The organism is Actinomycetospora sp. CA-101289, assembly GCF_050955895.1.
Taxonomy (GTDB): Bacteria; Actinomycetota; Actinomycetes; order Mycobacteriales; family Pseudonocardiaceae; genus Actinomycetospora.
Genome location: NZ_CP192093.1, coordinates 2,418,552 through 2,441,000 on the forward strand (window position 1 = coordinate 2,418,552; position 22,449 = coordinate 2,441,000).

Below are 22,449 nucleotides of genomic sequence, written 5' to 3' on the forward strand. Positions count from 1 at the left end.
CTGCTCGGCGTGGACCGTGACGAGGTCGAGGCCGAGCTCGACGCCGCGACCGACGAGCTGGTGAGGCTGCTGCTCGACGACCTCGGGCCGACCCTGCAGTGGTACCGCGACGAGGTCGCGCGCCGGCTGGGGCTCTCGCACGCCGAGCTGCTGTGCCTGGAGCTGTGCCGTCGCCACGGTGCCGTGACGAGCAACCGCATCGGCACGCGGCTCGGCCTCACGCGCAGCGCGGCGGCGAAGCTGGTGCGCCGGCTGGAGGCCGCGGGGCACGTCACCCGGAGGCACGGTCAGGCCGACCCGGAGGTCGAGGTCCGGCTGCGCCCGCACGCCGCACGCGATGCCGTCCTCGCCGATCTGCGCGGGCGGATGTGGCGGGCGGTGCGGGGCGTGGTGGCGAACCACGGGCTCCGCGAACGTCGGCACGCGCTGGTGGCGACCGCGCTGGTCGGGATCAGCAACGTGGTGTTCGCGCACGCCCAGGCGCTCGCCGACGCCGCGGCCGACAAGCGCCTGCACGCCGCGCGGCGCCGGGCCCGCGAGGCCGACACCAGCGCGCCGTGGTGGCGGTGACCTCTACGTCGTCGCCATCGGACCGATCGCCGTCACGTGCACCGCGGCCGCGCCCAGCTCGTCGGAGGCGTCGAGGTCGACGTCGGCGCTGATGGCCCAGTCGTGGTCGCCCTCGGGGTCGTCGAGGACCTGGCGCACGTGCCAGGTGCGCCCGTCCACGGTGACCCGGAAGAACGCCGGCCCGCGGGCGTCGGGGCCGGCGCCGAGGGTCGGGTACTCGCCGAAGTAGGCCTCCATCGCATCGGCCCAGGTCTCGAGGTCCGGACCGTCGTCGGACAGGTCCGCGAGGTCCGCGGGGGAGCGGCGGGCGAACAGCTCGACGCGGCGGAACATCTCGTTGCGCACGAGCACGCGGAAGGCGCGCTCGTTGCGGGTGACCGGCGGCGGGCCCTGGTCCACGGGGCGCGCGTCGGTGCCCGCGGCGTCGAGCTCGGTGGGGTTGGCGAGGTTCTCCCACTCGTCGAGCAGCGACGAGTCGGTCTGGCGCACGAGCTCGCCGAGCCAGGCGACGAGGTCGTCGAGGTCCTCGGTGCGCGCGGCCTCGGGCACGGTCTGGCGCAGCGCGCGGTAGGCGTCGGTGAGGTAGCGCAGGACCAGGCCCTCGGAGCGGGCGATCCCGTAGTACGAGACGTACTCGGTGAAGGTCATCGCGCGCTCGTAGAGGTCGCGGACCACGGACTTCGGGGCGAGCTCGTGGTCGGCGACCCACGGGTGGCCCGACCGGTAGGACTCGTAGGCCGCGCCGAGGAGCTCGGCGAGCGGCTTCGGCCAGGTCACGTCCTCGAGGAGCTCCATGCGCTCCTCGTACTCGATGCCCTCGGCCTTCATCGCCTGCACGGCCTCGCCGCGGGCCTTGTGCTCCTGGGCGCGCAGCACCTGCTTGGGGTCGTCGAGCGTCGCCTCGACCACGGACACGAGGTCGAGGGCGTAGGTCGGCGACTCCTTGTCGACCAGGTCGAACGCCGCCAGCGCGAACGGCGAGAGCGGCTGGTTGAGGGCGAAGTCGACCTGGAGGTCGTCGACCAGCCGCACGTCGGGGCCGGCGACGGTCTCGACGCGCTCGACGACGTCGGCCTCGAGCAGCCCGCGGTAGAGCGCGATGGCGCGCAGGATCAGCTTCCGCTGGGTCGGCCGGTCGGCGTGGTTGTCCTCGAGCAGGTGGCGCATCGCGGCGAAGAAGGGCTGCTCGCGCTGGGCGACCTGCAGCAGCATCGCCGTCGACACCCGGAACTGGCTGGTCAGCGCCTCGGGCTGGGCGTCGATGAGGCGCTCGAGCGTCTTCTCCGACCAGGACACGAAACCCTCGGGCGGCTTGGTCCGCACCACCCGGCGCTGCTTCTTGACGTCGTCGCCCGCCTTCGCGAGACGCTTGGCGTTCTCCACCTCGTGCTCGGGGGCCTGGGCGACGACGTAGCCCGCGGTGTCGTGCCCGGCGCGCCCCGCCCGGCCGGCGACCTGGTGGAACTCGCGGGCGCGCAGGTGGCGCACGCGCTGGCCGTCGAACTTGGTCAGCGCGGTGAACAGCACCGTGCGGATCGGGACGTTGATGCCGACCCCGAGGGTGTCGGTGCCGCAGATGAGCTTGAGCAGGCCCGCCTGGGCGAGCGTCTCCACGAGCCGGCGGTACTTGGGCAGCATCCCGGCGTGGTGCACGCCGATGCCGTGGCGCACCAGCCGCGAGAGCGTCCGGCCGAAGCCGGCGCTGAAGCGGAACGCGCCGATGAGCTCGGCGATCTGCTCCTTCTCGGCCTTGCTGCTCACGTTGAGGCTCATCAGCGCCTGGGCCTGCTCGATGGCGGCGGCCTGCGTGGTGTGCACGACGTAGACGGGCGCCTGCTGGCCGGCGAGCAGCTCGGTGATCGTCTCGTGCAGCGGGGTGCGGGCGTAGCGGAACGACAGCGGGACGGGCCGCTCGGTGTGGGCCACGACCGCGGTCTCGCGCCCGGTGCGCCGGGTGAGGTCCTCGGCGAAGAACGAGACGTCGCCCAGGGTCGCGGACATGAGCAGGAACTGGGCCTGCGGCAGCTCGAGCAGCGGCACCTGCCAGGCCCAGCCGCGCTCGGGGTCGGCGTAGAAGTGGAACTCGTCGATGACGACCTGGCCGACGTTCGCGCTCGCCCCCTCGCGCAGCGCCCAGTTGGCCAGCACCTCGGCGGTGCAGCAGATGACCGGCGCCTCGGGGTTCACCGCGGCGTCGCCGGTGAGCATGCCGACCTGCTCGTAGCCGAGCTGGGCGCCGAGGGCGAAGAACTTCTCCGAGACCAGCGCCTTGATCGGCGCCGTGTACACGGTGCGCCGGCCCGCCGAGAGCGCGGCGACGTGGGCCCCGAGCGCCACCAGCGACTTCCCCGACCCCGTCGGCGTCGAGAGGATGACGTTGGATCCCGAGACCAGCTCGATGAGCGCCTCGGACTGGGCCGGGTAGAGGTCCAGGCCCCGCTCGGCGGCCCACTCCGCGAACCCCTCGTAGAGCTCGTCGGCGTCGGCGCCCGGGCGGGCGAGCAGGGCGGTGGAGGTGGTCATCCCCGCCATTGTCCCGCGCGCGCCCGTCCCGCCGGTGGCGCCCGGCCCGCGCCCCCGGCAGGTTACGATCCGTCACCGCACGGACGGTCACTGCTCCGTTGCGGCGAAGGGGAGGGGACCGCGTGACGCCCGTCGGTCGGCGCGCCGCCACCAAGGCCCGCACCCGCGAGGCGCTGCTCGTCGCCGCGCGCCGGGTGTTCGCCGCGCGTGGCTACGGCCCGGCGTCGGTGGAGGAGATCGCGCGTACCGCCGGGGTGTCGGTGGGCTCGGTCTACGTGCACTTCGCCAGCAAGGAAGCCCTGTTCACCGCGCTGGTCGAGGACCAGACCTCGGCCGCCGTCGACCACAAGGCGGCGCTGGTGGGCGGCGACCCGCAGGAGACGTTCGCCGCGCTCGACCGCCTCGTCACCGACGTGGCCGACTCGCGCGAGGAGGCTCTCCTCGACGCCGAGGTGTGGCTCTACGCGGTGCGCCACCCCGAGTTCGCCGGCCGCCTCGCCGAGCACGAGGTGCGCCTGGCCCAGGTCGCGACCGACGAGCTCGCCCGCTCCTGGGACGACGTCGACCCCGCCGTGCGCGCGGCCGTGCGCGACGACGAGGTCGTCATCGCCGCCGCGGCGCTCTACCACGGGCTCATCCGCCTGCGCCGCGTCCTCGGTGAGGAAGCGGTGTCCGGCGACCTCTACAGCCGCGTCCTGCGCCTGCTCCTGCACCTGCCCGCGGGCGGCGACCCGGTCTCCTGACCGCCGCCCCTCACCGGCCGGGCAGCACCGTCCGCAGCACCGGGGCGAAGGCGGCGGGGTCGCCGGCGAACCCGATGTGGTCGCCGGGGAACAGCACCGGCGCGACCCCGAGCCCGTCCGCGAGCGCCCGCGACGCCCGGTCGCAGAGCTGACCCGCGGAGTCCTCGCCGATGCCCACGACGATCCGCGGCCGCCCGTCGCGCAGCGCCTCGAGGTCCGGCCGGAAGTGCGTCGTCGGGCGCATGAGGCGCCCGTTCTGGTAGTCGCCGTCGGCCCGGGCGGCCGCATCGGGCTCGCCGCCGAACACCGCCGCGACGACCTCGTCGGGCATCGCGATGTCCGCGTTGGCCAGGAACGCGCGCCACGACCCGAGGTGGTCGCCGGCGAACCAGCGCTCGATCACGACGTCCTCGCCGGCGTGCCGCTCGGCGCGGTCGGGGAGCAGCTCGACCAGCGGGGGCTCGTGCGCGACGACGGTGTCCACCAGGTCGGGGTGCTCCTGGGCGACCGCGAGCGCGGTGACCGCGCCGCCGCTCGACCCGAGGAGCGTCACCGGCCCCCGTGCGCCGTCGGGGTCGACGTGGCGGACGAGCCGGGCGACGTCGTCGGCGCGCGTCGACAGCGTCGGGGACACGTCGCGGTCGTCCACCGGACTGCGCCCCGTGCCGCGCGGGTCGGACGTGAGCACGGTGTGGTCGACGGCGAGGAGGTCGGCCAGCCCGGCGAAGGCGTCGGCGCCCATCGGGGTCCCGAACAGGACGACGAGCGGGCCCTGGCCGCGGACCTCGTGGTGCAGGCGGGCGCCGGGGACGGCGAGCGTGCCGGTGGTGACGGTGCGGGGGGAGACGTCGGTCATCGGGGGCCTCCAGGGCGGCGGGTGGCGCGGTCCCCCGTGTGACGGCGCGCGGGCGCCCGAATCATCGCGCGGATCGATCCGATCACCGCCGGGTACAGGCCGTCATGGCTCCCTCCCGCTCACGTGACCTGACGTGGATCCCCCGCCTGCTCGGCGTGGCCACCGCCGGGTACAGCGTGGCGATCATCGCCCGTCCCGAGCTCTTCACCAAGCCCACCGCGCTCCAGGCCGAGGGCGCGCCCCTGCCCACGGCCACCGCGATCGGGGTGCGCGCGCTCGGCGGGCGCGACCTCGCCTCCGGCCTCGCCATGGCCCTCGCCCCGTCGGGCAAGGCGCTGCGCACCGCGATCGCCGTGCGCGTCGGCGCGGACCTCGTCGACCTCGTGGTGCTGGGGACGTCCCTGCCGGACGCGACGGCCCGGACCAAGGCGGCCGGGGTGGCCGCGGCGTGGGGCACGCTGTGCGGACTGAGCTACCTCGCCGCGGGCGACTGATCGGCCGGCACCTCGCTGAGCCGCAGGTGGTAGACGCCGGCGGCGGGGGTGAGCGGGTGCAGGTCGTAGACGTGGACGACCTTCGGGCCGTCGTGGAGGTGCGTGTGGGTGACCACCGGCAGGGGCGCGCCGTGGCGGGCCTCGCGAACCTCGACCCGGCCGTCCAGCGGGCCGCCGACGTAGAGCAGCACGGCGTCCTCGGCGGTCGGCCCCGTGGGCGTGACGGTCATGAGGACCTCCTCGGACGGCTCGCGGCGACGCTGCGGTCGCGCCCCGGTGGGGGCGGCGTCCAGCGTAGGGACGCTCCCGCTCGCGCGCTGCCCTCCTGCCGCGTCACTTTCCGGAGCGCGTCGTGACCGCCGGTGACGGAATCCGTGACTGGACGGCGCCCGGCCATCCCCCGTTGGTCCCGGAGATCACCCTCCTGCTCGCCGACGACATCCACCGCGCGTGGTCGGCGCTCGACGAGGAGGCACCGCCGTTCTGGGCGTTCGCCTGGGTGGGTGGCCAGGCGCTGGCCCGCCACGTCCTCGACCACCCGGAGCTGGTCCGCGGGCGTCGGGTGCTCGACCTCGCGACGGGCTCCGGGCTCGTGGCCATCGCCGCGGCGCTCGCCGGCGCCACCGCGGTGGTGGCCTCGGACACCGACGCCCGCGCCCGCACGGCCGTCGGCCTCAACGCGGCCGCGAACGGCGTCGCGGTCGACGTGGTCGGGGACGTGCTTGACGGCGCGGTCGAGCTCGACGTCGACGTCGTGCTGGCCGGCGACGCCTTCTACGAGCAGCCGATGGCTCGCCACGTCGAGCGCTTCTGCGACGAGGCCGTGGCCGCGGGGGTCGACGTGATCGTCGGCGACCCGGGCCGCGAGTACTTCCCGCGGAAGCGGTGCACCGCGCTGGGCACCTACGAGGTGACCGACACCGCCGACCTCGAGGGCGGGGCGGTCACGCGCACGGTCGTCCACCGGTTCTCCTGAGCGCCCGGCTCCTGTAGAACCGTCACGTCTGACGGTTGGTGGTCCCCGGCGAGGAGGTCGCGGTGCGCGCGGTACAGGTCGTCCGGCTCGACGGGCCGGGCGCGCTCGAGGTCGGCGAGGTCGAGGAGCCGAAGGCCGGCGACGACCAGGTGCTCATCGACGTGGAGGCGGCCGGCGTCGTCTTCCCCGACCTGCTGCTGTCCCGCGGCGAGTACCAGATGAAGCCCGAGCTGCCCTTCGTCCTCGGCAACGAGGTCGCGGGCACGGTGCGCGAGGCACCCGCCGACTCGGGGTTCTCCGCGGGCGACCGCGTCGCCGCGCTGCCCGTGATCGGCGGCTTCGCCCCGACCGTCGCGTCGCACACCGAGACCGTGTTCCCGCTGCCGGACGCGGTGTCGTTCGACATCGGCGCCGGGCTGCCCATGAACTACCTGACGGCGCACTTCGTGCTCGAGACGCGCTCGCACCTGGCGGCGGGGGAGACCGTGCTCGTGCACGGCGCCGCCGGCGGGGTCGGCATCGCCTGCATCCAGTTCGCGAAGGCGCGCGGGGCGACCGTGATCGCGGTCGTGTCCTCGGAGGGCAAGGGCGAGGTGGCCACCGCCGCCGGCGCCGACCACTGGATCCCGGTCGAGGGCTTCAAGGACGCCGCGAAGGAGCTCACCGGCGGCCGCGGGGTCGACGTCGTCGTCGACCCGGTCGGCGGCGACCGGTTCACCGACTCGCTGCGCAGCCTCGGCGACGACGGGCGCCTGGCCGTCGTCGGCTTCACCGCCGGCGAGATCCCCACCGTCAAGGTCAACCGGCTGCTGCTCAACAACATCGCCGTCGTCGGCGCCGGCTGGGGCGCCTACGCCTCGAAGCGCCCCGGCTTCATGCGCCGGCAGTGGGACGCGATGCTCGACGACATCGCGAGCGGCCGGCTCGCCCCGCCGATCAGCGCCACCTACCCGCTGGCCGAGGCGTCCTCCGCCGTCGGCGAGCTGGCCGAGCGGCGCGTCACCGGCAAGGTCGTCGTCCACCCCCGCGCCTGACGCACCCCGCCCCGCACCCGCCCCGCACCCGAGGAGGACGCGTGGACCTCGCCCACACCCGCACCGGCTCCGGCGAGCCCGTGCTGCTCCTGCACGGGATCACCCACCGGCGCCAGGGCTGGGACCACGTCGCGCCGCTGCTCGCCCGGGAGCGCGAGGTCTGGGCGGTCGACCTGCCCGACCACGGGGAGTCGCCCGACCTGCCGCCCGAGTACCGCGGCGACATCGGCCCCATCGCCGACGCGGTCGAGGCGTTCTGCGCCACCCAGGGTCTCGATCGCCCGCACGTCGTCGGCAACTCGCTCGGCGGCCTCGTCGCCCTCGAGCTCGCCGCCCGCGGCACCGTGCGCTCGGCGACCGCGCTGTCACCGGCCGGGTTCTGGTCGACCGCAGAGCGGCTGTGGGCCCGCGGGGTGCTCGGCGGGGCGCACGCGGTGCTGACGCTGGTCCCGTCGGCGCGGCTGCAGGCGATGCTCGGCACGCCCGTGCTGCGCAGCGCGCTGGTCGGCCTGCTGCTCGCGCACCCCTCGCGCATCGACCCCGCGCAGATCGCCGACGACCTCCAGGGCCTGAGCCACCCGCGCTCCTCGTTCGCGACGATGCTCGCGAACCTCGGTAGCTGGACGATCCCCGCGCGCGCCGCGGTCCCCACCGTCGTCGGGTGGGGCGCGCGCGACTTCCTGCTGCCGCGCTGGCAGTCCGGACGGCTGCGCCGCGCGCTGCCCGACGCCGCGGTCTACGTCCTGCCCGGCTGCGGGCACGTCCCGATGGGCGACGACCCCGAGCTCGTCGCCGACCTCGTACTCGCCGCCACCCGTCCCCGCCCGGCGGCCCACGCCTGAGGTGCCGACCCTGCACCTCGTCCGCGGCCTCCCGGCCTCGGGGAAGACCACCTGGGCGCGGGCCCTGGTCGCGTCGCGGCGGCCGGGCTCGATCCTGCGGGTCAACCGCGACGACCTGCGCCGCAGCATGGCCGACCCCGGCTACTCGGCGCCCGTCGACGCCGTGGAGCGCCGGATCACCGCGGCGGAGTGGCGCCTCGTGCGCAGCACCCTGCTCGACGGCGTCGACGTCGTCGTCGACGCCACCAACCTGCGCGCCGGCGTCGCGCGGCGCTGGCTCGCGCTCGCCGAGGCGTGCGGCGCGACGTGGCACGTCGAGGACGTCGTCGCGGACCTCGAGGAGTGCGTGCGCCGCGACGCCGCCCGCACCGGCCCGGAGCGCGTGGGGGAGGAGACGCTGCGCGACCTGCAGGCGCGCTTCCTCGACCCTGCAACGGGCCGCCCGGCCCCGCTCGCCCCGCCACCGCGGCTGGGGTCGACGGGCGGCGCGCCGTACCGGCCGGTGCCCGGGACGCCGCCGGCGGTGCTGGTCGTGGTCGAGGGCGTCCTCACCCAGCGCGAGCCGCCCGACCCGGACCACCCGGAGGAGCTCCCCGTCCCCGCCGCCGTCACCGTGGTGGACGCCCTCGCGGCCGCCGGGCACCGGGTCGTCGCCCTGTCCGCGCGCCCCGAGGAGGAGCGGACGGCGGTGGCGTCGTGGCTCGCGCGCCACGTGCCCGTCGCGCTCGACGCCCTGCTCCTGCGCCCGCCCGGGACGCGGCGCGGCGAGGCCGCCGTGGCGCTCGGCCTCTTCGACGGGCACGTGCGCGACCGGTACACGGTGCTCGCGGTGCTCGAGGGACGTCCCCGGCTCGCGGCGTCCTGGCGGGCGCTGGGCCTCACCGTCCTGGGGCTCGCCGAGGGCGAGGCGTGATCGGGACGCATCACCGTGCCAGCATGGGTCCGTGGCCCACGAGAACGAGTGGTACTTCTGCCTCAAGCACCACCGGGTCGAGCCCTGGGACGGCTGCCGTGCGGCCGACCGGCTCGGTCCCTACCCCGACAAGGAGACCGCGGAGCACGCGCTGGAGATCGCCCAGCAGCGCAACGAGGCGGCGGACGAGTACGACGAGAGCTGACCGGCTAGCGGTACCACTGCCGGTGCGCGACGCGGGCGACGTCGGTGACGTCGGCGACCAGCCGGTCGAGCTCGACGCGGAACCGCGGCGCCGGCAGCGTGATCGCGATGGCGGCGCCCACCCGGCCGCCCGGATCGGCGATGGGCGCGCAGACGCAGGAGAAGCCGGCGGCGAACTCCTCGCGGTCCAGCGCGTAGCCGTCGCGGCGGATGCGGGCGAGCTCGAGGTCGTACGCGTCGGGTGAGGTGATCGTCGCGGGCGTATAGGCCGTCCAGCGCGACGGGTCGAGGCGCGCGCGGCGGCCCGGGGCGTGGGCGACGAGGACCTTGCTGACGGCGAGGGCGTGGGCCATGGTCGGCGGCACGCGGGCGGGCAGCTCGGGGATGTTGCCGAGGCCCTGGTGGCCGCGGATGTCGACGAGGTCGATCTGGTCGTCGTCGGCCCACTCGATGAGGTAGGCCCAGGCGCGGGTGCGCCGGTAGAGCTCGGTGACCGCGTCGGAGAGCATCGCCGGCAGCTCGCGCCGCGGGGCGGTGCCCGCGGCGGGGATGCCACCCCAGCTCGGGCCGGGGCGCAGGCGGTAGGTCCCGCCGTCGCGGTGCTCGACGTGGCCGTCGCGCACGAGGCGCTGCAGGACGGGGAGCACGCCGGTGTCGGTGCGGCCGAGGTGCCCGCCGAGCGCGGCGAGGTCGACGCCCTCGGGGTGCGCGGCCAGCATGCGCAGCACCCGGAGCGTGCCGGGGGCGACCATGCGTGAGGAGCGGGTCGAGCGCGGTCGCCGCGGCACGTCGCCCGAGCGGGGGAGGGGGACGTCGATCGTCACGTCGGGTGATCTTAGGCGGTGTCGCCGCCCGTGTTCGGAGAGAACGCTGAGGAAGCCGTGAGGTCGTCCTCAGAGCGCCTCGAGGGCGGCGCCGCACGAGGGGCAGCGCGTCGGCGGGTCCTCGTCGGCGAGGCGCCCGCACTCCTGGCACACGCGGTGCATCCAGCAGGCCGGGTCGCCGCCCTCATCGGCCACGTCCCGACGCGTCGCTTCCGGGTCCACGAGCACCTCCCGAACGAACGAAGCTCCGTCGCCGGCGGCGGGGCCGCTGACGAACGGAGCCCCGCCGTCCGGCTGCGCTTCTGAACCGGACCTACGGCGTGCGTCCGGCACACCGCCCCGACCGGTCCCAGCACACAGCCTGGTGACGTGCGACTGCCCGCGTTCGTCGTCCTGCGAAACCACCCTCGTCGGAACCCCCGAGGGATCACGGGCTCCAGGGCTCGTCGGTCGCCTGGTCCGCGGCGACGCCGGTCGTGAGCTACTGGGCGACGGCGGTGAGCTTCGTGCCGGTGTCCTGCGACGAGCGCACGAGCATCTCGAAGGCCGCGTCGTCGTCGACCTTGAAGCGTTCCGTCCGTGTCATCGCGTGATGCTCACGGGCACCGGCTGATGTCCCGCTCGATGACTTTTCGCTGGCGCTCAGGACCACCCGCGAGCGACGGCCCAGAGGCTCAGTCCGCGTCCCTGTCGGCGGAGTGCACGCCACGTCCTGATCGTCCGCATGGGGACGCACGGTGCACCGCCGGTTCACCGGTGTCCATCGAACAGGTGTACGAGGAGCGCGCGGAAGTCCTCGCGCGAGACGGCGAACGATCACGCGTTGCGCCGCACACTGCCGCGTCGCCGGGAGACCGATCGAGGCCGCCTCGCGTCTGGCCGACCTTGGTCGGGAGCCTCTCAGCCGAGACTCTCGGGGTTGGTGCCGGTCCCGGTCGAGCCGGGCCTCTGGGTGGTGAGCCACGACGCGACGGCGGTGAGCTTCATGTTGGTGTCCTGGGAGGTGCGGACGAGCATCTGGAATGCGGCCTCGCCGTCGATGCTGAAGCGCTCCATGAGGATGCCCTTGGCCTGCCCGATCAGGTCGCGGCTGTCCACCGCCTTCTGCAGGTGCGTGGCCTGGCCGGCGCCGTAGAGCAGCAACGCCGCCTGGACCCCGAACAGCCCGGCCATCGTGCGGCTGTGCTCGTCGAACGCGTCCGGGGCGTGGGAGTAGAGGTTCAGCGCCGCCCGGGGTCCGCCGTTGGTGGACAGCTGCGTGGAGAGCAGGGCCCGGAAGCCGGCGTCCACCGCGCGCGGCGCGAACCGTGGCCAGAGCTCGGCGTCGGTGCCGGCGAAGTCCTGGGCGACGACGATCCCGCTCTCGGGCGGGTCCTCGATCGCCTCGATGCAGGGGCCCTGGCGCAGCTCGCTCTGGGTCTCGTCGAGCTTGCGGATGACCTCGCTGGTGGGGTGGCGGGTCTCGATGCGCCCGTGCTCGGTGATGGAGATGCTGCCCGCGTCCACTCCGGGGACGGTGTGGACAGCGGAGGTCACGATCTCCTGCAGCGTTTGCTCCAGGTCGCGGATGCTGCGGCGCTGGGCGAGTTCGCGGGAGGCGTGGCGCAGGGCGATGAGGAGCTGGTCGTTCTGACGGGGGTCCATGGGGGTCCCACCTCGTACTTCGCGGCGGGGACGAACACAGCACCTCGACGAGGCGGTTGCGCCGAGCAGAGCCGAAGCGCCATGGCTGCGTTCTGCCCGCCACCCGGAGGCCGGTCGGGACGCGCATGAACAACGGGACCACCGGGAGCGCTCGTGCCGAGCGGAGCGCTCCGCGTCCGGTCAGCGCCCGTCACGTCGACCGCTGTGACCGTCACCGTACAGAGCCCCGACGATCCGTGCGGGGGCTGGCCCCGAGCGACGGGGCTGCACGTACCCGGCACGGCGGGATTCGGGCAGGCGCGCTCAACGTGTTGGTCTGGGCGCTTCGTCGAGCATCTGGGTGGCGATCTCCGCCCGGGTGAGCGCCGACGCCTGCGCCCGGCGGTGGATGGTGTGCACGGCCTGCTCGATGCTGATACCGAGTCGCACCGCAACCCGGCCCTCGGCCTGGTGGAGCTCGTCGTCCTCGTGCCAGGTGAACTCGTAGCCGTCGGACGTGTCCATCGGTCCACCTTCCGTCGCAGCTGCGTTGACACAGCGGGCGGCGGGGTCCGGGCCGGGGCTGACCACCCCACCGTGACTGACACGTCGCGATCCGTCCAACAACGGACAACGGCCGGCTACGGGTCTCCCTCGGCGGCGCTCTCCTGGGGTCGGTGCTCTGGTCCAGGGCGGAGCCCCTGGCCACTGGAGGCCGGTCGGGTCCTACGCCGTCGCGCCAGCGCCGGCCCCGACCGTGGTCGGTGCGCAGTGACCGCCCCGGCTCTCGGTGAAGGCCGCGCGCATTCGGGAGCCGGTATGACGAGCCCCGCTGACTTCTCGCTGACCATTCGGCCCGGAAACACCGAAAGGCCCCGGTCGGGGACCCCTTGCGGGGTCGTGACCAGGGCCTTCGTGGTGGGCGATACTGGGATTGAACCAGTGACCCCTACCGTGTCAAGGTAGTGCTCTCCCACTGAGCTAATCGCCCGAGGCGCAGGCGGGAATCGAACCCGCGTACAGGGCTTTGCAGGCCCTTGCCTAAGCCACTCGGCCACTGCGCCAGGCATCCGGAGGTCGTCCGGCTCACCTTGGGACGACGCCGAGGAGCCTCCTCGAGCGGACGACGGGACTCGAACCCGCGACCCTCACCTTGGCAAGGTGATGCGCTACCAACTGCGCTACGTCCGCGTGTGGCCGGCGGGTTCCGTGGGTCCGACCCGCCGTTGCCGACGAAAGAAACAGTACTGCATCGCGCGCCCCCCACTCCTCGCGGGGGGGGGTGCGCGTCAGCTCGGATCGCTCGACAGCAGCAGTCCGAGGGCGTGCTCGAGGTCGAGCCAGTCGTCCTCCGAACCGGGCGCGACGATCTCGTGGGTACGGGTCAGGAAGTCGGAGACCTCCCGGCTCGTGGCCCGGAACGTCGCGTGGCCCGAGGGCGAGCTGAGCTCGATCTCCACGGACTCGGCGTCGTGCTCGGCCGGCCGGATGCGGACGTCACCGGCGCCGGCGGGGGCGAGGAGCCCCTCGGTGAGCAGATCGCGGGAGAACACCCACTCCACCCACCCGGCGCGACCGGTCCGGAACGCCGCCTGCACGGCGTACGGGTCGCGGGTGTCGTAGCGCATCTCGACCTGGACGGGCACGGGCGGGTTCGGCGGGCCGACGAGGTCGAAGACCGCCGTGGAGCGGATCGTCGTGTGATCGTTGAGCATGAGGCTGCCTTTCGCACGCTGCTGTCGTCGGGGGAAACGACTGGCGGACGAGCCTGTGACGGCGGTTCACCCGGCTCACGCATGCATCACACCGCACGGGCACCCGAGAGGGGACCTACCCGGTTCGGTTCCGTAACGAACCACCCACCCCGGGCGAGCGCCGCTCGTTGCCCCAGGAGCACTAGCCTGGCCGACATCTGGCCCGGACACACACACCCGACGAGAGGCTCGAGCAGTGTCGGACACGTCGCGAGGGGTCCCCAAGGTGGCTCCGCAGCGTGACGACGCCCGGGGTGGTGGGGTGAGCGACGTCACATTGCTCGAACAGATCGGGGAGCGAAGCGCGGATGCCCTCGCGCAGCTCTACGACCGGTACGGACGCCCCTCCTACTCCCTGGCCCGTCGCATCTGCGTCGACGAGTCCTTGGCGGAGGACGTGGTGCAGGAGGCGTTCCTCGTGGTGTGGCGTGACCCGCAGCGTTTCGACCCGGCCCGCGGGGCCGTGTCGAGCTGGTTGCTGACGCTCGTCCACCACCGCGCCGTCGACGCTGTGCGCCGCGAGGCGACCCGGCGCCGCCGCACCGTCGCGCCCAGCGAGGACGGCGAGGAGTGGAACGTGCCGCCGGGGCCGGGCGCCGACCAGGCGGCCCTCGGGGCCGTCGTGGCGGGCAAGGTCCGCGAGGCCCTCGCCTCGCTTCCCGCCGAGCAGCGCGAGGCGCTGGCCCTGGCCTACTTCGGCGGTTACACCCAGCGCGAGGTCGCCAGCCTCGTCGGCGTGCCGCTGGGCACCGTCAAGTCCCGGATGTTCACCGGGACCCGCAAGCTGCGGACCCTGCTCGGCCCGCACGTCGAGGTGGACGAGGGGGAGGGCCGATGAGCGACGACGCCGTCCCGCAGGCCACCGCGGACCACACCGACGACCACGACGCCCTCGCCGTGGGCTGGGCGCTGCACGCGCTCGACGCCGAGGACGAGGCGGACTTCGCCGCGCACCTGGCGACCTGCGAGCGGTGCCGGCAGACGGTCGACGAGACCCTCGAGACGTTCGGCGGGATCGCCGAGGCCCTCGAGCCCGCGGCCCCGCCGCCCGCGCTGCGCGCGCGACTGCTCGACGCGGTGGCGCAGGAGGCGGCGGACTCGGCGGCGGAGGACGAGGACGACGACGTCCCCGTGTCCGGCGAGGTCCCGCCGACGATCTGGTCCTCGTCGCCACGACGGACGCGGGACGACGAGCGGGAGGCCTCCGCGCCTGTTCCTGCGTCCGGTGGCTCGCCGCGGCACGCCAGCGTGGTGCCCCTGCGCCGCCGGCGCGCGACCCGATGGCTGGCCGTCGCGGCCGCCGTGGTCGTCCTCGCCGCGGTGGGCGGCCTGGCCGTGGCCACCCAGTCGCTGCGCAGCGAGCGCGACGCCGCCGCGGCGCAGGCCCAGCGCGACGCCGTCGTCGTGGACGTGCTGCGCGACGCCGGCACGCCCGGCGTCGTCCACGCGACGCTGGCCGACCCGCAGGGCGCGCTCGTCGGGGTGGTCGTCGACGACGGCTCCGGGCCCCGCGTCCTCACCACCGGCCTGGGGGCCAACGGCGCCGAGGAGGTCTACGTGCTGTGGGGGATCGCCGACGCGACGCCCCGGCCGCTGGGCACGTTCGACGTCACCGAGCAGGCGCCCTCCGTCCGTTCCGTACCCTCGGCCGCTGAGGCCGCCCCGCTCGCGGGGTACGCGGTGTCGCTCGAGCCCGGGCGCACCGCGCCCGCCTCGCCGACCCGAGTCGTCGCCAGTGGACAGGTGGGACGTTGAGCGAACCGGCCGAGCCGTCGACCGCGACCGCCGAGCAGCCCACTCCCGCCGCGACCGGGGCCACCCCCGTCGAGCCCGCGCCCCGGCACCGGACCCTGCGCACCCGGCTGCGGCACGTCCGCGCGCGGGTGCGCGGCAACCCCCGCGCCAACCTGGTGTGGCGCATCGCGATCGGCGTGGTCGGCGGCCTCGTCCTCGTCGCCGGCATCATCGCCATCCCGTACCCGGGCCCCGGCTGGCTGATCGTCTTCGCCGGCCTGGGCATCCTGGCCACTGAGTTCACCTGGGCCGGGCGGGTCCTGCACTTCGCGCGGCGGCACTACGACCGCTGGATGGCGTGGGTCGGGCGGCAGAGCGTCGTGGTCAAGGCCCTGCTCGGTCTGCTGACGTGCGCCATCGTGTTGCTGACGTTGTGGCTGCTCGGGGCGCCGTACCTCGTGGCCGAGCTCGTGGGCCTGGGGCACTGGACCTGGCTGCAGAGCCCGCTGGGTTGATGGTCTAGGCTCGTGAGTGCTGCGGGCGATTAGCTCAGGGGGAGAGCGCTTCGTTCACACCGAAGAGGTCACTGGTTCGATCCCAGTATCGCCCACCGCAGGTCAAAGGCCCGATCCCGAACCTTGGGGTCGGGCCTTCGCCGTTTCAGCGGGAACACTTCGGGAACATCGGCCCTCACCGGACCACGGCGAGGGAGCCCGCCGGACCGTCCTCGTCGTCATCGTCGGGCCCGTCCTCGTCGTCCTCCCGAGCCAGCGCAGGCCCGCCACCGAGGGCGTCGAGGATGCGATCGTGGTGCTCGGTGCGCCGCGTGTAGAGCTGCAGCGTGGTGGTCACGTTCTCGTGGCCCATGACCCGCTGGACCATGTTCGGCGGGACGCCGTCGTCGACGAGCCAGGTGGCGTAGGAGTGGCGCAGGTCGTGGAACCGGAGCCCGGTCCCGGCCTCTCGGGCGACGACCTTGACCGCCTCGTCGTATGAACCGCAGACCTGGGCGACGGGCTCGCCGTCCTCGTCGGCCCACCGGCCCTCGAACTTGTGGCCGTCGGTCTCCGCGACCTCCCCGAGCAGACCCGCCCGGACCAGGGCCGGGCGCCAGACCCGCGACCGGAACAGCGTCCGACGCAGAGGCTTGCCGACGGCGTTCGGGAAGACCAGGCCGTGATCCCCGAGGCCGAACCGCGCGATGTGGTCGCCGATCATCGTGGTGAGCCACGCCGGTAGCGGCACCGTGCGACGACCGGCGGCGGACTTCGGGAAGGGCTTGAACGCCGTGCTCCCGCTCACCTCCACCACGACCCGGATGACCCGGAGCCGGCGATGGTCGAGGTCCAGCGCGTCCGCGCGGAGGCCAGCGGTCTCGCCCCATCGAAGGCCGGCCCACGCCGCCGTGGCGACGAATGCGCGGTAGCGCTCCGGTACGGCGGGCAGCAGTAGCTCGCTCAGGTCCTGCTTCGAGATCACGCGGTCGTCGTGGTCCTGCTTCCGTCGCTTCGGGAGCCGTACCTCCTCGCAAGGGTTGAAGGCGATCAGCCGGTTGCGCACCGCGGACCGCAGCACCGACGAGGTCAGCCGGAACGCTTCAGCGACGGTGGCGGGGGAGCGGCGTGACCCGAGCTGTGTCACCCAGCTCTGGACCGACAGGTGATCGATCTTCGCGAGCTGCCAGCCGCCCCACCGCGGCAGAACGTGCGTGCGCATGATCGATTCGTCGCGCGCTCGTGTCGTCGCCTCCGTGCCTCGGCTGTCGAGCCAAGCGTGGGCGTGGACCGCGAAGCGCTCCTTGCCGGCCTGCGGGTCGACGTACTGACCGCGTGACTTGGCCGTCTCCTGCTCGGCAAGGAACGACTTGGCCTCGCGCTTGGTGCCGAAGTTCTTGGAGCGCTGGCGGCCGGACGGGTCACGCCACTTGGCGCGGTAGGCGCCTTCCGGTGTGCGGTGGACGCTCACGAGGCCACCGCCGACACCTCGGCCAGCCACGCGTGGAAGGCCTCACGCGGCACGAGCCACCGCCGGCCCAGCCGCTTCGCGGGAATCTCGCCTCTGCGGATCAGCTCGTAGGTGATCCCGAGGTTGAGCCCGAGCGCGGCCGAGACCTGCCGCACGGTATAGACCTGCGTCGCCGGGATGTCTTTCAGCGAGACCGGATCGTCGGACCGATCGGCCAGCTTCCTCAGTAGTTCGTCGCCCTGCATCGGCCTTTCTCCTTCTCCGTGGTCAGGCAGTGATCGAGTCCAGTTCGTCGCGGGCGGCGCGTCGCCTGGCTCGCGCGTTGGCCGCGGAGGTGTTGGCCAGTAGGGCGTCAGCGCTGGTATGCCAGCCGATCCCGGCGAAGGCCAGCGAGGAGACGATGACCTCGGTGGTGTCCTCGTCGGCCAGCTCGTCGTCCTCGTCTGGGCGGGGCGCGTGCTGCCGGCGCCAGTCGCGGCGGGCCTGCCGTAGGGCGCCGAGGGTGGTGGAGTAGCGGCGGCTGCGGGTGGAGAAGTGGCCGCCGAAGCCGAGCATGTGCGCCCAGCGCTGGAGGCGGCCCCAGCCGGCGGCCCACTTATTGGCGTCGGCGGTCCCGGGGCGGGTGCCGAGGTACCAACACACGTCGACCTGGCGGCCGGGGTGCGTGTCGAGACGCGCGTGCTCGCGGACGGTGTCCGGCCGGAGCCGGGTCGACGCGTGGCCGGCGAGTTCGGTGGCCTTGGTGGCGTACTTGGCGAGGTAGCCGGCGACCGCGAGGGTGGTGATCTCCCCGGCGTCGTCGAGGTCCAGGCGTGAGAGCCGGACGGGTCGGGGGTCGACCTGTTTGCCCCAGGCAATCGACCAGCCCTGCGCGCGGGCCGGGTGTGGGGCGGTGGTGAACGCGGTGTCCTCGATAGCTTCCCGCAGGATCGTGGCGAGGTGGTTCGCTCCGACGCGGGGGTCAGGCGGGAGCACCGCGTCAAGGTCGTGGGGGTCGAGCCCGTCGAGACGGACCAGGGCGTGGAAGTGCACCGCGCCGCGATGCTGGAACTCGGCGACCTTGGTGTACGACAGGCGCAGTTTCGTCCTGTACCGCTTGGCGAGTGCCTTGAGCGCCCGCCGGGCAGCGATCATGGTGCGGCGCCACAGCTCCCCGGACTGCAGGTTCCACACGGCCTGGGCCGGGTAGTCGTAACAGTCCAGGCACAGCGGACGCCCGACGTCGGCCGCGTGCTCGTCGTGACGTTCGAAGCACGCCAGCGGCAGCCCGTGGGCGCAGTGCTCGAGCTGCCGGCGCGGTCGGCACGGGCGGGCGCGACCAGCGCGGTCGGTGTGATGCGAGTGAACCGGACCGAAGGACGGTGCGGTGACAGTGAGGAACACGCACGGGTGCTCGCCGACGGCGACGGGGACACCCTTGCCGCCGACGAGACCGGCGGTCACCAGCTGGAAGGTGTCGGCGCGATAAGTCTCCGCACAGCCGGGACAGACCGAAGCCCGGCGGTTGCCGCACGGGGTGTAGAGCACCCCGTCGGGCATCTCGGCGGTGTGCCGCTCGGCGGTGATCCGTCCGGTGGCGGCTTCGACGTGGTGGATCAGGCCGGCGAGGCGGATCGGGTGGGAGCAGCCGGCGGCACCGCCAACGTGACCCAGCCACGCGTCATGGTCGCCCCGGAGCGAGCGCGCGAGCTCGTCGAGAGACGCCGAGCGGGCAGCTTTCGCCAGCCGGCGCGCGCCGAGCTCATCGACGGTGGAACCGGTGGTCCCTGCAGTCCCGGCGGTACGGGCGGTCATCGCCGGTCCGAGCGCGACGTCTCCACCGAGGAGTCGCGGCTGGCGAGGTAGAGGGCATTCGCTCGCAGGTCACGTCCGAGCAGGTCGGCCTCGTCGGGCGACAGGATGACCTCGATCGTGCGGTGGGGGCCGATGGTCAAGCGGAACACCAGTACAACCGCGGCCGCGTCCATGACCGGCGCCACGTTCTCCGCACACAGCCGGGTCACCCGGTCCACGGGGACATCGCTGAGTCCGACGTCCTGGCGGCGGGCCGTGGCGCTCACGACGGGCTCCGGAGGTGGGTGGCGGTGTCGGCGAGGGCGTAGACCTGCTCGTCGGACAGGTAGGCGGACTTGATCCGCTTCGGTTCGCCACCCTCGGCGAGCAGCAGTCCGACGCCCTTGTCCTCGGGGGCGATGGCGGCGGCGGTGTGGCCTCGGGTGGCCCAGCCGGCGCCGAGCACGATGTCCGAGGACGAGTCGGTGGTGCAGCGGAACGCCCAGCGGTAACCGAACAGGTCCCGCAGGCTGGTGGGGATGATGTCCGAGCTGGGGCGTTGGGTCGCGGCGATGACGATGATGCCGGCGGCGCGGCCTCGAGCCACGAGGTCGCGTACGAGCACGGCGAAGCGTTCCTGTTCGCGCTTGGTGCCGACCGTGGCCAAGTAGTAGGCGAGTTCATCGAACACGGCCACGACCGGCCAGACACCGTGGGCGGCATCCTCAGGCGTGATCTTTCGGCGGCGATCGGCGTCGAGCAGGTCGTACCGTCGGCCCATCTCGGCCTGCAGCTCTTCCAACGCGGTGATGGCGTCGCTGAGGTCAGGGCCGACGAACCGCTCCGCGGCGGTGCGCCACAGGCCGAGTTCGACCAGCTTGCCGTCGAAGAGCCACAGGTCGCAGTCGGTCGACAGTGCCGCGTGCCCGACCGGCAGGTTCAGCCCGACCGACTTTCCGGCGCCGGGCTCGCCGGCCAGCAGGGCGTTGCGGTAGACCAGGGTGACCCGCACGGGTCGGCCGTGCTCGTCGGTGCCGAGGTGGATCGGGTCCCAGATCGACAGCCCTGCCGGCTCGGGCGCCTGGTCGCAGACGCCGGCGGGGGTGCGCACGGCCTCGGCCCAGGACCGCAGCAGGGTCCCGAACCGCACGGGGCCGGGCTCGGTGGTGAGCTCAGACATAGTCCGACCAGTCCCCACCGCGGTCAGGCACGACCGGCCGGTTCCGCGGCTTGTCGACGTTGGCGTCCTGGTGGTCGATGACCACGGGGACGTCGTCGTCGAGCGTCGACCGAGGAGCCGGCATCGGAGCTGTTCTGGCGCGCTCGTCGGTGCCAGACCAGTGCTGGTTGCCGGGCTTGGGTGGGACGACGACGGCACCGGGCGGGGGAGGCGCGCCGGTGGTGGCGGTCCAGTCGTCCAGCTCGGAGGCGATCAGCTCGGTGGCGAGCGGGTCGCGGCGGATGACCTCGACCCGTAGCAGAGCGGTCATGCGCCGCACGGGGGTGACGCGGGCGTCGCGGGCGAAGCAGCCCGAGGCGATCCACTCCGTCTCGCCTTCGACGTCCGAGGGCGAGATACCGGCACGCAGGAACAGCCACAACGTCTCGCCGACCTCGGTCGGGTGCGACCAAAGGAACAGCGGCGCGTGACGGGAGAAGTTCAAGCAGCGGCGTTCGACGAGGACCTGACGCAGCCGGTGGCGGGTCATGACCGCCGAGCCGCGTCGGGAGACGAACCCGCGGAGTGCGGGGACGGCGAGGATCGCGGCGACGGTGATGGCGATGACGGCGGATGCGGCGGCCGGCGGCAGCCAGGAGTAGAGGACCGCGAGGACGGCGAAGGTCAGCATCAGGGTGGTGATCTCGGCGCGGAGCCGGATCAGCAGCCCGATCACGCGGGCGGCGGGGTGGGTGATCGGGTTGCTGATGATCTCGAAGGAGTCGGTGCGGGCGCGGCGCACGATTGGGCGGGTCGCCGGGCGGCCGGTGGTGTTGCGAGCCATGACAGATCACTCCGAAGGAGAAGGGCCGACGCGGAGCCCGGCCGAGACGACGAGACGCGGGAAGTCGAGCGGGAGATGGGGGTCGGGGCTGCAGGGAAGCCAGCCCCGACCCCCGGATCAGTCCGGGTAGGCCAAGGCCGAACAGATGCCGACGCAGGCGAAGACCTGCGAGCCGGTGTGCGAGCACCCGACCGGGACGCCTGCGATGCCCGCCGGCCCCGTGCGGATGCCGGGCACCGGGTCGGGCTGGAACTGCGCGGGGAGTTCGGGCCAGCCGAACGAGCGCTCGCACATCACGCACTCGGTCCCGTCGGCGTGGCTCTCGTTGAGCCTGTGCCACACGGCCTCGCTGCGGGCGGCGGTCACGACCCTGAGCCCTTCGACGGCGCGGGCGCGGCCGAGGCGATGCCCTGAGTGGTGGCGGGGACGTGCTCGATGGCGTCGGCCTTGAACGCCACCCCGGAGCGCTGACCCTGCTGCCACGGGATCGCGATGAGCTTGACCGGGCGCACCTCCGCGCCCTGCCCGACGTCCGGGGCTCCGGGCGTGGTCACCGCGATGATCTCCGCTCCGTCGTCGTCCAGCTTGATCAGCTGCGTGACGAACAGCGGCGTGCCGGTCATGCGGTCGGTGCGCTGGCGCCCCTCCATGTCGTTCTTCGGGCGCGGCTCCACCCCCACGCTGAACTTCGTGTCCGAGGTGTCCACCTTGATCATTGCCATGTCGTCCTCCGAGGACTTCCGCGATGGCCCCGGGCTTGGGGCACCACGAAGACTCCGGAAACCGACGGGACGACCACACCACACGGCTGGACTTCTACGGACGTCCTTGAGAGCCTTGGACGTCCTAGACGTCCCTACGAAGGGTGTCGGTCGTGGCGAATGAACGGCTACGCGACGCGCTGCACCGCGGCGGAGTGACACTCGACGACGTCGCCGAGCGGACCAGCGTCGACCCCAAGACCGTCGAGCGTTGGATCACTCAGGACCGCGTCCCTTACCCCCGTCATCGACGCACGGTCGCGCAGATGCTGGCCGAGGCCGAGTCGTACCTCTGGCCGTCGGCCCACTCGGACCAGAAGATCGACGAGGTCTCGGGCTCCGAGGTCGTCAAGGTCTACCCGAGCCGCAACGCCGTGCCGCGCGAGCTGTGGGACCGGCTGCTCAGCGACGCCACCTCGCGCGTGGACATCCTCGTGTACGTCGGCATGTTCCTTACCGAGAACCCGGCGTTGCTACCCGCGCTGCGGGAGAAGGGTGCGGACGGCGGCCGGGTCCGCCTGTTGTTCGGCGACCCGAACAGCCGCGAGGTGATGCGACGCAGCACCGACGAGGGCATCGGCCGCAACGCGATCTCGGCGAAGATTCGCAACGCGCTTGCGTTCTTCGGGCGCATTGCCGACGCGTCCGGTGTTGACATCAGGTGCCACGGCACGACGCTCTACAACTCAATCTACCGCTACGACGACGAAATGATCGTCAACCCGCACGTTTACGGCGCCCCAGCGCCGCACGCCCCGGCCATGCACCTGCGCCGGCTCTCGGCCGGGCTGATGTTCGAGACCTACGCGCAGAGCTTCGACACCGTGTGGGAGGCCGCGAAGGCGCCGAAGTGGTAG

At 73.4% G+C, this 22,449-nt stretch carries 29 protein-coding genes and 4 tRNA genes; 13 read left to right on the plus strand and 20 right to left on the minus strand.

Features of this window, described 5'->3' with window-relative positions; translation table 11 throughout:
• Window positions 1–9 precede the first annotated feature (9 nt).
• Window positions 10–570, plus strand: coding sequence for a MarR family winged helix-turn-helix transcriptional regulator (locus ACQPX6_RS11995; RefSeq protein WP_433787527.1), 561 nt, complete (start codon window positions 10–12; stop codon window positions 568–570).
• Between the two features lie 3 nt (window positions 571–573).
• Here the strand turns inward: ACQPX6_RS11995 and ACQPX6_RS12000 are convergent, their stop codons facing one another.
• The gene (locus ACQPX6_RS12000; protein WP_433787528.1) at window positions 574–3,093 is read right to left on the minus strand and encodes a DEAD/DEAH box helicase; all 2,520 of its coding nucleotides are present in this window, start codon (window positions 3,091–3,093) and stop codon (window positions 574–576) included.
• Window positions 3,094–3,215: 122 nt separating this feature from the next.
• Between ACQPX6_RS12000 and ACQPX6_RS12005 the strand changes: the two genes are divergently transcribed.
• Entirely contained in the window at window positions 3,216–3,836 is a 621-nt protein-coding gene (locus tag ACQPX6_RS12005; protein ID WP_433787529.1) for a TetR/AcrR family transcriptional regulator, read from the plus strand.
• A 10-nt stretch (window positions 3,837–3,846) separates the two neighbouring features.
• Here ACQPX6_RS12005 and ACQPX6_RS12010 read toward each other — a convergent pair whose 3' ends face one another.
• A complete protein-coding gene (locus ACQPX6_RS12010; RefSeq protein ID WP_433787531.1) occupies window positions 3,847–4,692 on the minus strand; it encodes an alpha/beta fold hydrolase in 846 nt (281 codons plus the stop codon).
• 155 nt (window positions 4,693–4,847) lie between these two features.
• On the opposite strand from ACQPX6_RS12010, the gene ACQPX6_RS12015 reads away from it, so the two are divergent.
• Window positions 4,848–5,186: a hypothetical protein gene (locus ACQPX6_RS12015; protein WP_433787532.1), complete on the plus strand. Its 339-nt coding sequence runs from the start codon at window positions 4,848–4,850 to the stop codon at window positions 5,184–5,186.
• Here the strand turns inward: ACQPX6_RS12015 and ACQPX6_RS12020 are convergent.
• Window positions 5,165–5,416 (minus strand): hypothetical protein, encoded by a 252-nt coding sequence (locus tag ACQPX6_RS12020; protein ID WP_433787533.1) that lies wholly within the window; start codon window positions 5,414–5,416, stop codon window positions 5,165–5,167. The two genes, ACQPX6_RS12015 and ACQPX6_RS12020, sit on opposite strands and share 22 nt — an antisense overlap.
• Before the next feature lie 122 nt (window positions 5,417–5,538).
• Between ACQPX6_RS12020 and ACQPX6_RS12025 the strand changes: the two genes are divergently transcribed.
• The 5 genes from ACQPX6_RS12025 to ACQPX6_RS12045 all read left to right on the plus strand — a co-directional run bounded on the left by ACQPX6_RS12025 (window position 5,539) and on the right by ACQPX6_RS12045 (window position 9,156).
• Window positions 5,539–6,162, plus strand: coding sequence for a class I SAM-dependent methyltransferase (locus ACQPX6_RS12025; RefSeq protein ID WP_433787534.1), 624 nt, complete (start codon window positions 5,539–5,541; stop codon window positions 6,160–6,162).
• A 62-nt stretch (window positions 6,163–6,224) separates the two neighbouring features.
• Window positions 6,225–7,196 (plus strand): NADPH:quinone oxidoreductase family protein, encoded by a 972-nt coding sequence (locus ACQPX6_RS12030; protein WP_433787535.1) that lies wholly within the window; start codon window positions 6,225–6,227, stop codon window positions 7,194–7,196.
• A 41-nt stretch (window positions 7,197–7,237) separates the two neighbouring features.
• Window positions 7,238–8,038, plus strand: coding sequence for an alpha/beta fold hydrolase (locus tag ACQPX6_RS12035; RefSeq protein ID WP_433787537.1), 801 nt, complete (start codon window positions 7,238–7,240; stop codon window positions 8,036–8,038).
• A gap of 1 nt (window position 8,039) precedes the next feature.
• Window positions 8,040–8,951 carry an AAA family ATPase gene (locus ACQPX6_RS12040; protein ID WP_433787539.1) on the plus strand — a complete coding sequence of 304 codons (912 nt, stop codon included), beginning with the start codon at window positions 8,040–8,042 and terminating at the stop codon, window positions 8,949–8,951.
• Between the two features lie 31 nt (window positions 8,952–8,982).
• On the plus strand, window positions 8,983–9,156 hold the full coding sequence (locus ACQPX6_RS12045; protein WP_433787540.1) for a hypothetical protein: 174 nt from the start codon (window positions 8,983–8,985) through the stop codon (window positions 9,154–9,156).
• A gap of 4 nt (window positions 9,157–9,160) precedes the next feature.
• On the opposite strand, the gene ACQPX6_RS12050 is transcribed toward ACQPX6_RS12045, so the two are convergent.
• From ACQPX6_RS12050 to ACQPX6_RS12090, 9 genes are all read right to left on the minus strand, one after another.
• A complete protein-coding gene (locus tag ACQPX6_RS12050) occupies window positions 9,161–9,979 on the minus strand; it encodes an IclR family transcriptional regulator (RefSeq protein ID WP_433787542.1) in 819 nt (272 codons plus the stop codon).
• A 69-nt stretch (window positions 9,980–10,048) separates the two neighbouring features.
• Window positions 10,049–10,174: a hypothetical protein gene (locus tag ACQPX6_RS12055; protein ID WP_433787543.1), complete on the minus strand. Its 126-nt coding sequence runs from the start codon at window positions 10,172–10,174 to the stop codon at window positions 10,049–10,051.
• A gap of 286 nt (window positions 10,175–10,460) precedes the next feature.
• Window positions 10,461–10,565, minus strand: coding sequence for an ANTAR domain-containing protein (locus tag ACQPX6_RS12060; RefSeq protein WP_433787544.1), 105 nt, complete (start codon window positions 10,563–10,565; stop codon window positions 10,461–10,463).
• Between the two features lie 314 nt (window positions 10,566–10,879).
• A complete protein-coding gene (locus ACQPX6_RS12065; protein WP_433787546.1) occupies window positions 10,880–11,623 on the minus strand; it encodes a GAF and ANTAR domain-containing protein in 744 nt (247 codons plus the stop codon).
• Window positions 11,624–11,926: 303 nt separating this feature from the next.
• The gene (locus ACQPX6_RS12070; RefSeq protein ID WP_433781435.1) at window positions 11,927–12,127 is read right to left on the minus strand and encodes a hypothetical protein; all 201 of its coding nucleotides are present in this window, start codon (window positions 12,125–12,127) and stop codon (window positions 11,927–11,929) included.
• A 391-nt stretch (window positions 12,128–12,518) separates the two neighbouring features.
• Window positions 12,519–12,593: transfer RNA gene (locus tag ACQPX6_RS12075), tRNA-Val, on the minus strand.
• A gap of 1 nt (window position 12,594) precedes the next feature.
• Window positions 12,595–12,666 (minus strand) — tRNA-Cys (locus tag ACQPX6_RS12080).
• 54 nt (window positions 12,667–12,720) lie between these two features.
• A tRNA-Gly gene (locus ACQPX6_RS12085) sits at window positions 12,721–12,793 on the minus strand.
• A gap of 98 nt (window positions 12,794–12,891) precedes the next feature.
• Complete coding sequence (locus ACQPX6_RS12090) at window positions 12,892–13,317, minus strand: SsgA family sporulation/cell division regulator (RefSeq protein ID WP_433787548.1); 426 nt, start codon at window positions 13,315–13,317, stop codon at window positions 12,892–12,894.
• 301 nt (window positions 13,318–13,618) lie between these two features.
• Between ACQPX6_RS12090 and ACQPX6_RS12095 the strand changes: the two genes are divergently transcribed.
• From ACQPX6_RS12095 to ACQPX6_RS12110, 4 genes are all read left to right on the plus strand, one after another.
• Window positions 13,619–14,194 carry a sigma-70 family RNA polymerase sigma factor gene (locus tag ACQPX6_RS12095; RefSeq protein WP_433787550.1) on the plus strand — a complete coding sequence of 192 codons (576 nt, stop codon included), beginning with the start codon at window positions 13,619–13,621 and terminating at the stop codon, window positions 14,192–14,194.
• A complete protein-coding gene (locus tag ACQPX6_RS12100) occupies window positions 14,191–15,111 on the plus strand; it encodes an anti-sigma factor domain-containing protein (RefSeq protein ID WP_433787552.1) in 921 nt (306 codons plus the stop codon). Before ACQPX6_RS12095 ends, ACQPX6_RS12100 begins: the two co-directional genes overlap by 4 nt.
• Window positions 15,108–15,605, plus strand: coding sequence for a TIGR02611 family protein (locus ACQPX6_RS12105; protein WP_433787554.1), 498 nt, complete (start codon window positions 15,108–15,110; stop codon window positions 15,603–15,605). The genes ACQPX6_RS12100 and ACQPX6_RS12105 overlap by 4 nt, the downstream gene beginning before the upstream one ends.
• Before the next feature lie 23 nt (window positions 15,606–15,628).
• A tRNA-Val gene (locus ACQPX6_RS12110) sits at window positions 15,629–15,700 on the plus strand.
• A gap of 80 nt (window positions 15,701–15,780) precedes the next feature.
• On the opposite strand, the gene ACQPX6_RS12115 is transcribed toward ACQPX6_RS12110, so the two are convergent.
• From ACQPX6_RS12115 to ACQPX6_RS12150, 8 genes are all read right to left on the minus strand, one after another.
• The gene (locus ACQPX6_RS12115; RefSeq protein WP_433787555.1) at window positions 15,781–17,055 is read right to left on the minus strand and encodes a tyrosine-type recombinase/integrase; all 1,275 of its coding nucleotides are present in this window, start codon (window positions 17,053–17,055) and stop codon (window positions 15,781–15,783) included.
• Window positions 17,052–17,300 (minus strand): excisionase family DNA-binding protein, encoded by a 249-nt coding sequence (locus tag ACQPX6_RS12120; RefSeq protein ID WP_433787556.1) that lies wholly within the window; start codon window positions 17,298–17,300, stop codon window positions 17,052–17,054. The genes ACQPX6_RS12115 and ACQPX6_RS12120 overlap by 4 nt, the downstream gene beginning before the upstream one ends.
• 22 nt (window positions 17,301–17,322) lie before the next feature.
• Entirely contained in the window at window positions 17,323–18,780 is a 1,458-nt protein-coding gene (locus ACQPX6_RS12125) for a replication initiator (RefSeq protein WP_433788251.1), read from the minus strand.
• Between the two features lie 65 nt (window positions 18,781–18,845).
• Complete coding sequence (locus tag ACQPX6_RS12130) at window positions 18,846–19,115, minus strand: hypothetical protein (RefSeq protein WP_433787557.1); 270 nt, start codon at window positions 19,113–19,115, stop codon at window positions 18,846–18,848.
• A complete protein-coding gene (locus ACQPX6_RS12135) occupies window positions 19,112–19,939 on the minus strand; it encodes an FtsK/SpoIIIE domain-containing protein (protein WP_433787558.1) in 828 nt (275 codons plus the stop codon). Before ACQPX6_RS12135 ends, ACQPX6_RS12130 begins: the two co-directional genes overlap by 4 nt.
• A 61-nt stretch (window positions 19,940–20,000) precedes the next feature.
• Entirely contained in the window at window positions 20,001–20,831 is an 831-nt protein-coding gene (locus tag ACQPX6_RS12140; protein WP_433787560.1) for a hypothetical protein, read from the minus strand.
• 117 nt (window positions 20,832–20,948) lie between these two features.
• Entirely contained in the window at window positions 20,949–21,197 is a 249-nt protein-coding gene (locus ACQPX6_RS12145) for a hypothetical protein (protein WP_433787561.1), read from the minus strand.
• Window positions 21,194–21,553, minus strand: a complete 360-nt coding sequence (locus ACQPX6_RS12150) for a hypothetical protein (protein ID WP_433787562.1) — start codon at window positions 21,551–21,553, stop codon at window positions 21,194–21,196. The genes ACQPX6_RS12145 and ACQPX6_RS12150 overlap by 4 nt, the downstream gene beginning before the upstream one ends.
• 152 nt (window positions 21,554–21,705) lie before the next feature.
• On the opposite strand from ACQPX6_RS12150, the gene ACQPX6_RS12155 reads away from it, so the two are divergent.
• Window positions 21,706–22,449 carry a DUF5919 domain-containing protein gene (locus ACQPX6_RS12155; RefSeq protein WP_433787564.1) on the plus strand — a complete coding sequence of 248 codons (744 nt, stop codon included), beginning with the start codon at window positions 21,706–21,708 and terminating at the stop codon, window positions 22,447–22,449.

Bases quoted from the DNA above. Each gene is read 5' to 3' on its own strand.
- ACQPX6_RS12000 (WP_433787528.1), bottom strand. From the start codon at position 3,093: ATGACCACCTCCACCGCCCTGCTCGCCCGCCCGGGCGCCGACGCCGAC.
- ACQPX6_RS12010 (WP_433787531.1), bottom strand. From the start codon at position 4,692: ATGACCGACGTCTCCCCCCGCACCGTCACCACCGGCACGCTCGCCGTC.
- ACQPX6_RS12020 (WP_433787533.1), bottom strand. From the start codon at position 5,416: ATGACCGTCACGCCCACGGGGCCGACCGCCGAGGACGCCGTGCTGCTC.
- ACQPX6_RS12060 (WP_433787544.1), bottom strand. From the start codon at position 10,565: ATGACACGGACGGAACGCTTCAAGGTCGACGACGACGCGGCCTTCGAG.
- ACQPX6_RS12065 (WP_433787546.1), bottom strand. From the start codon at position 11,623: ATGGACCCCCGTCAGAACGACCAGCTCCTCATCGCCCTGCGCCACGCC.
- ACQPX6_RS12070 (WP_433781435.1), bottom strand. From the start codon at position 12,127: ATGGACACGTCCGACGGCTACGAGTTCACCTGGCACGAGGACGACGAG.
- ACQPX6_RS12090 (WP_433787548.1), bottom strand. From the start codon at position 13,317: ATGCTCAACGATCACACGACGATCCGCTCCACGGCGGTCTTCGACCTC.
- ACQPX6_RS12100 (WP_433787552.1), top strand. From the start codon at position 14,191: ATGAGCGACGACGCCGTCCCGCAGGCCACCGCGGACCACACCGACGAC.
- ACQPX6_RS12120 (WP_433787556.1), bottom strand. From the start codon at position 17,300: ATGCAGGGCGACGAACTACTGAGGAAGCTGGCCGATCGGTCCGACGAT.
- ACQPX6_RS12140 (WP_433787560.1), bottom strand. From the start codon at position 20,831: ATGGCTCGCAACACCACCGGCCGCCCGGCGACCCGCCCAATCGTGCGC.
- ACQPX6_RS12150 (WP_433787562.1), bottom strand. From the start codon at position 21,553: ATGGCAATGATCAAGGTGGACACCTCGGACACGAAGTTCAGCGTGGGG.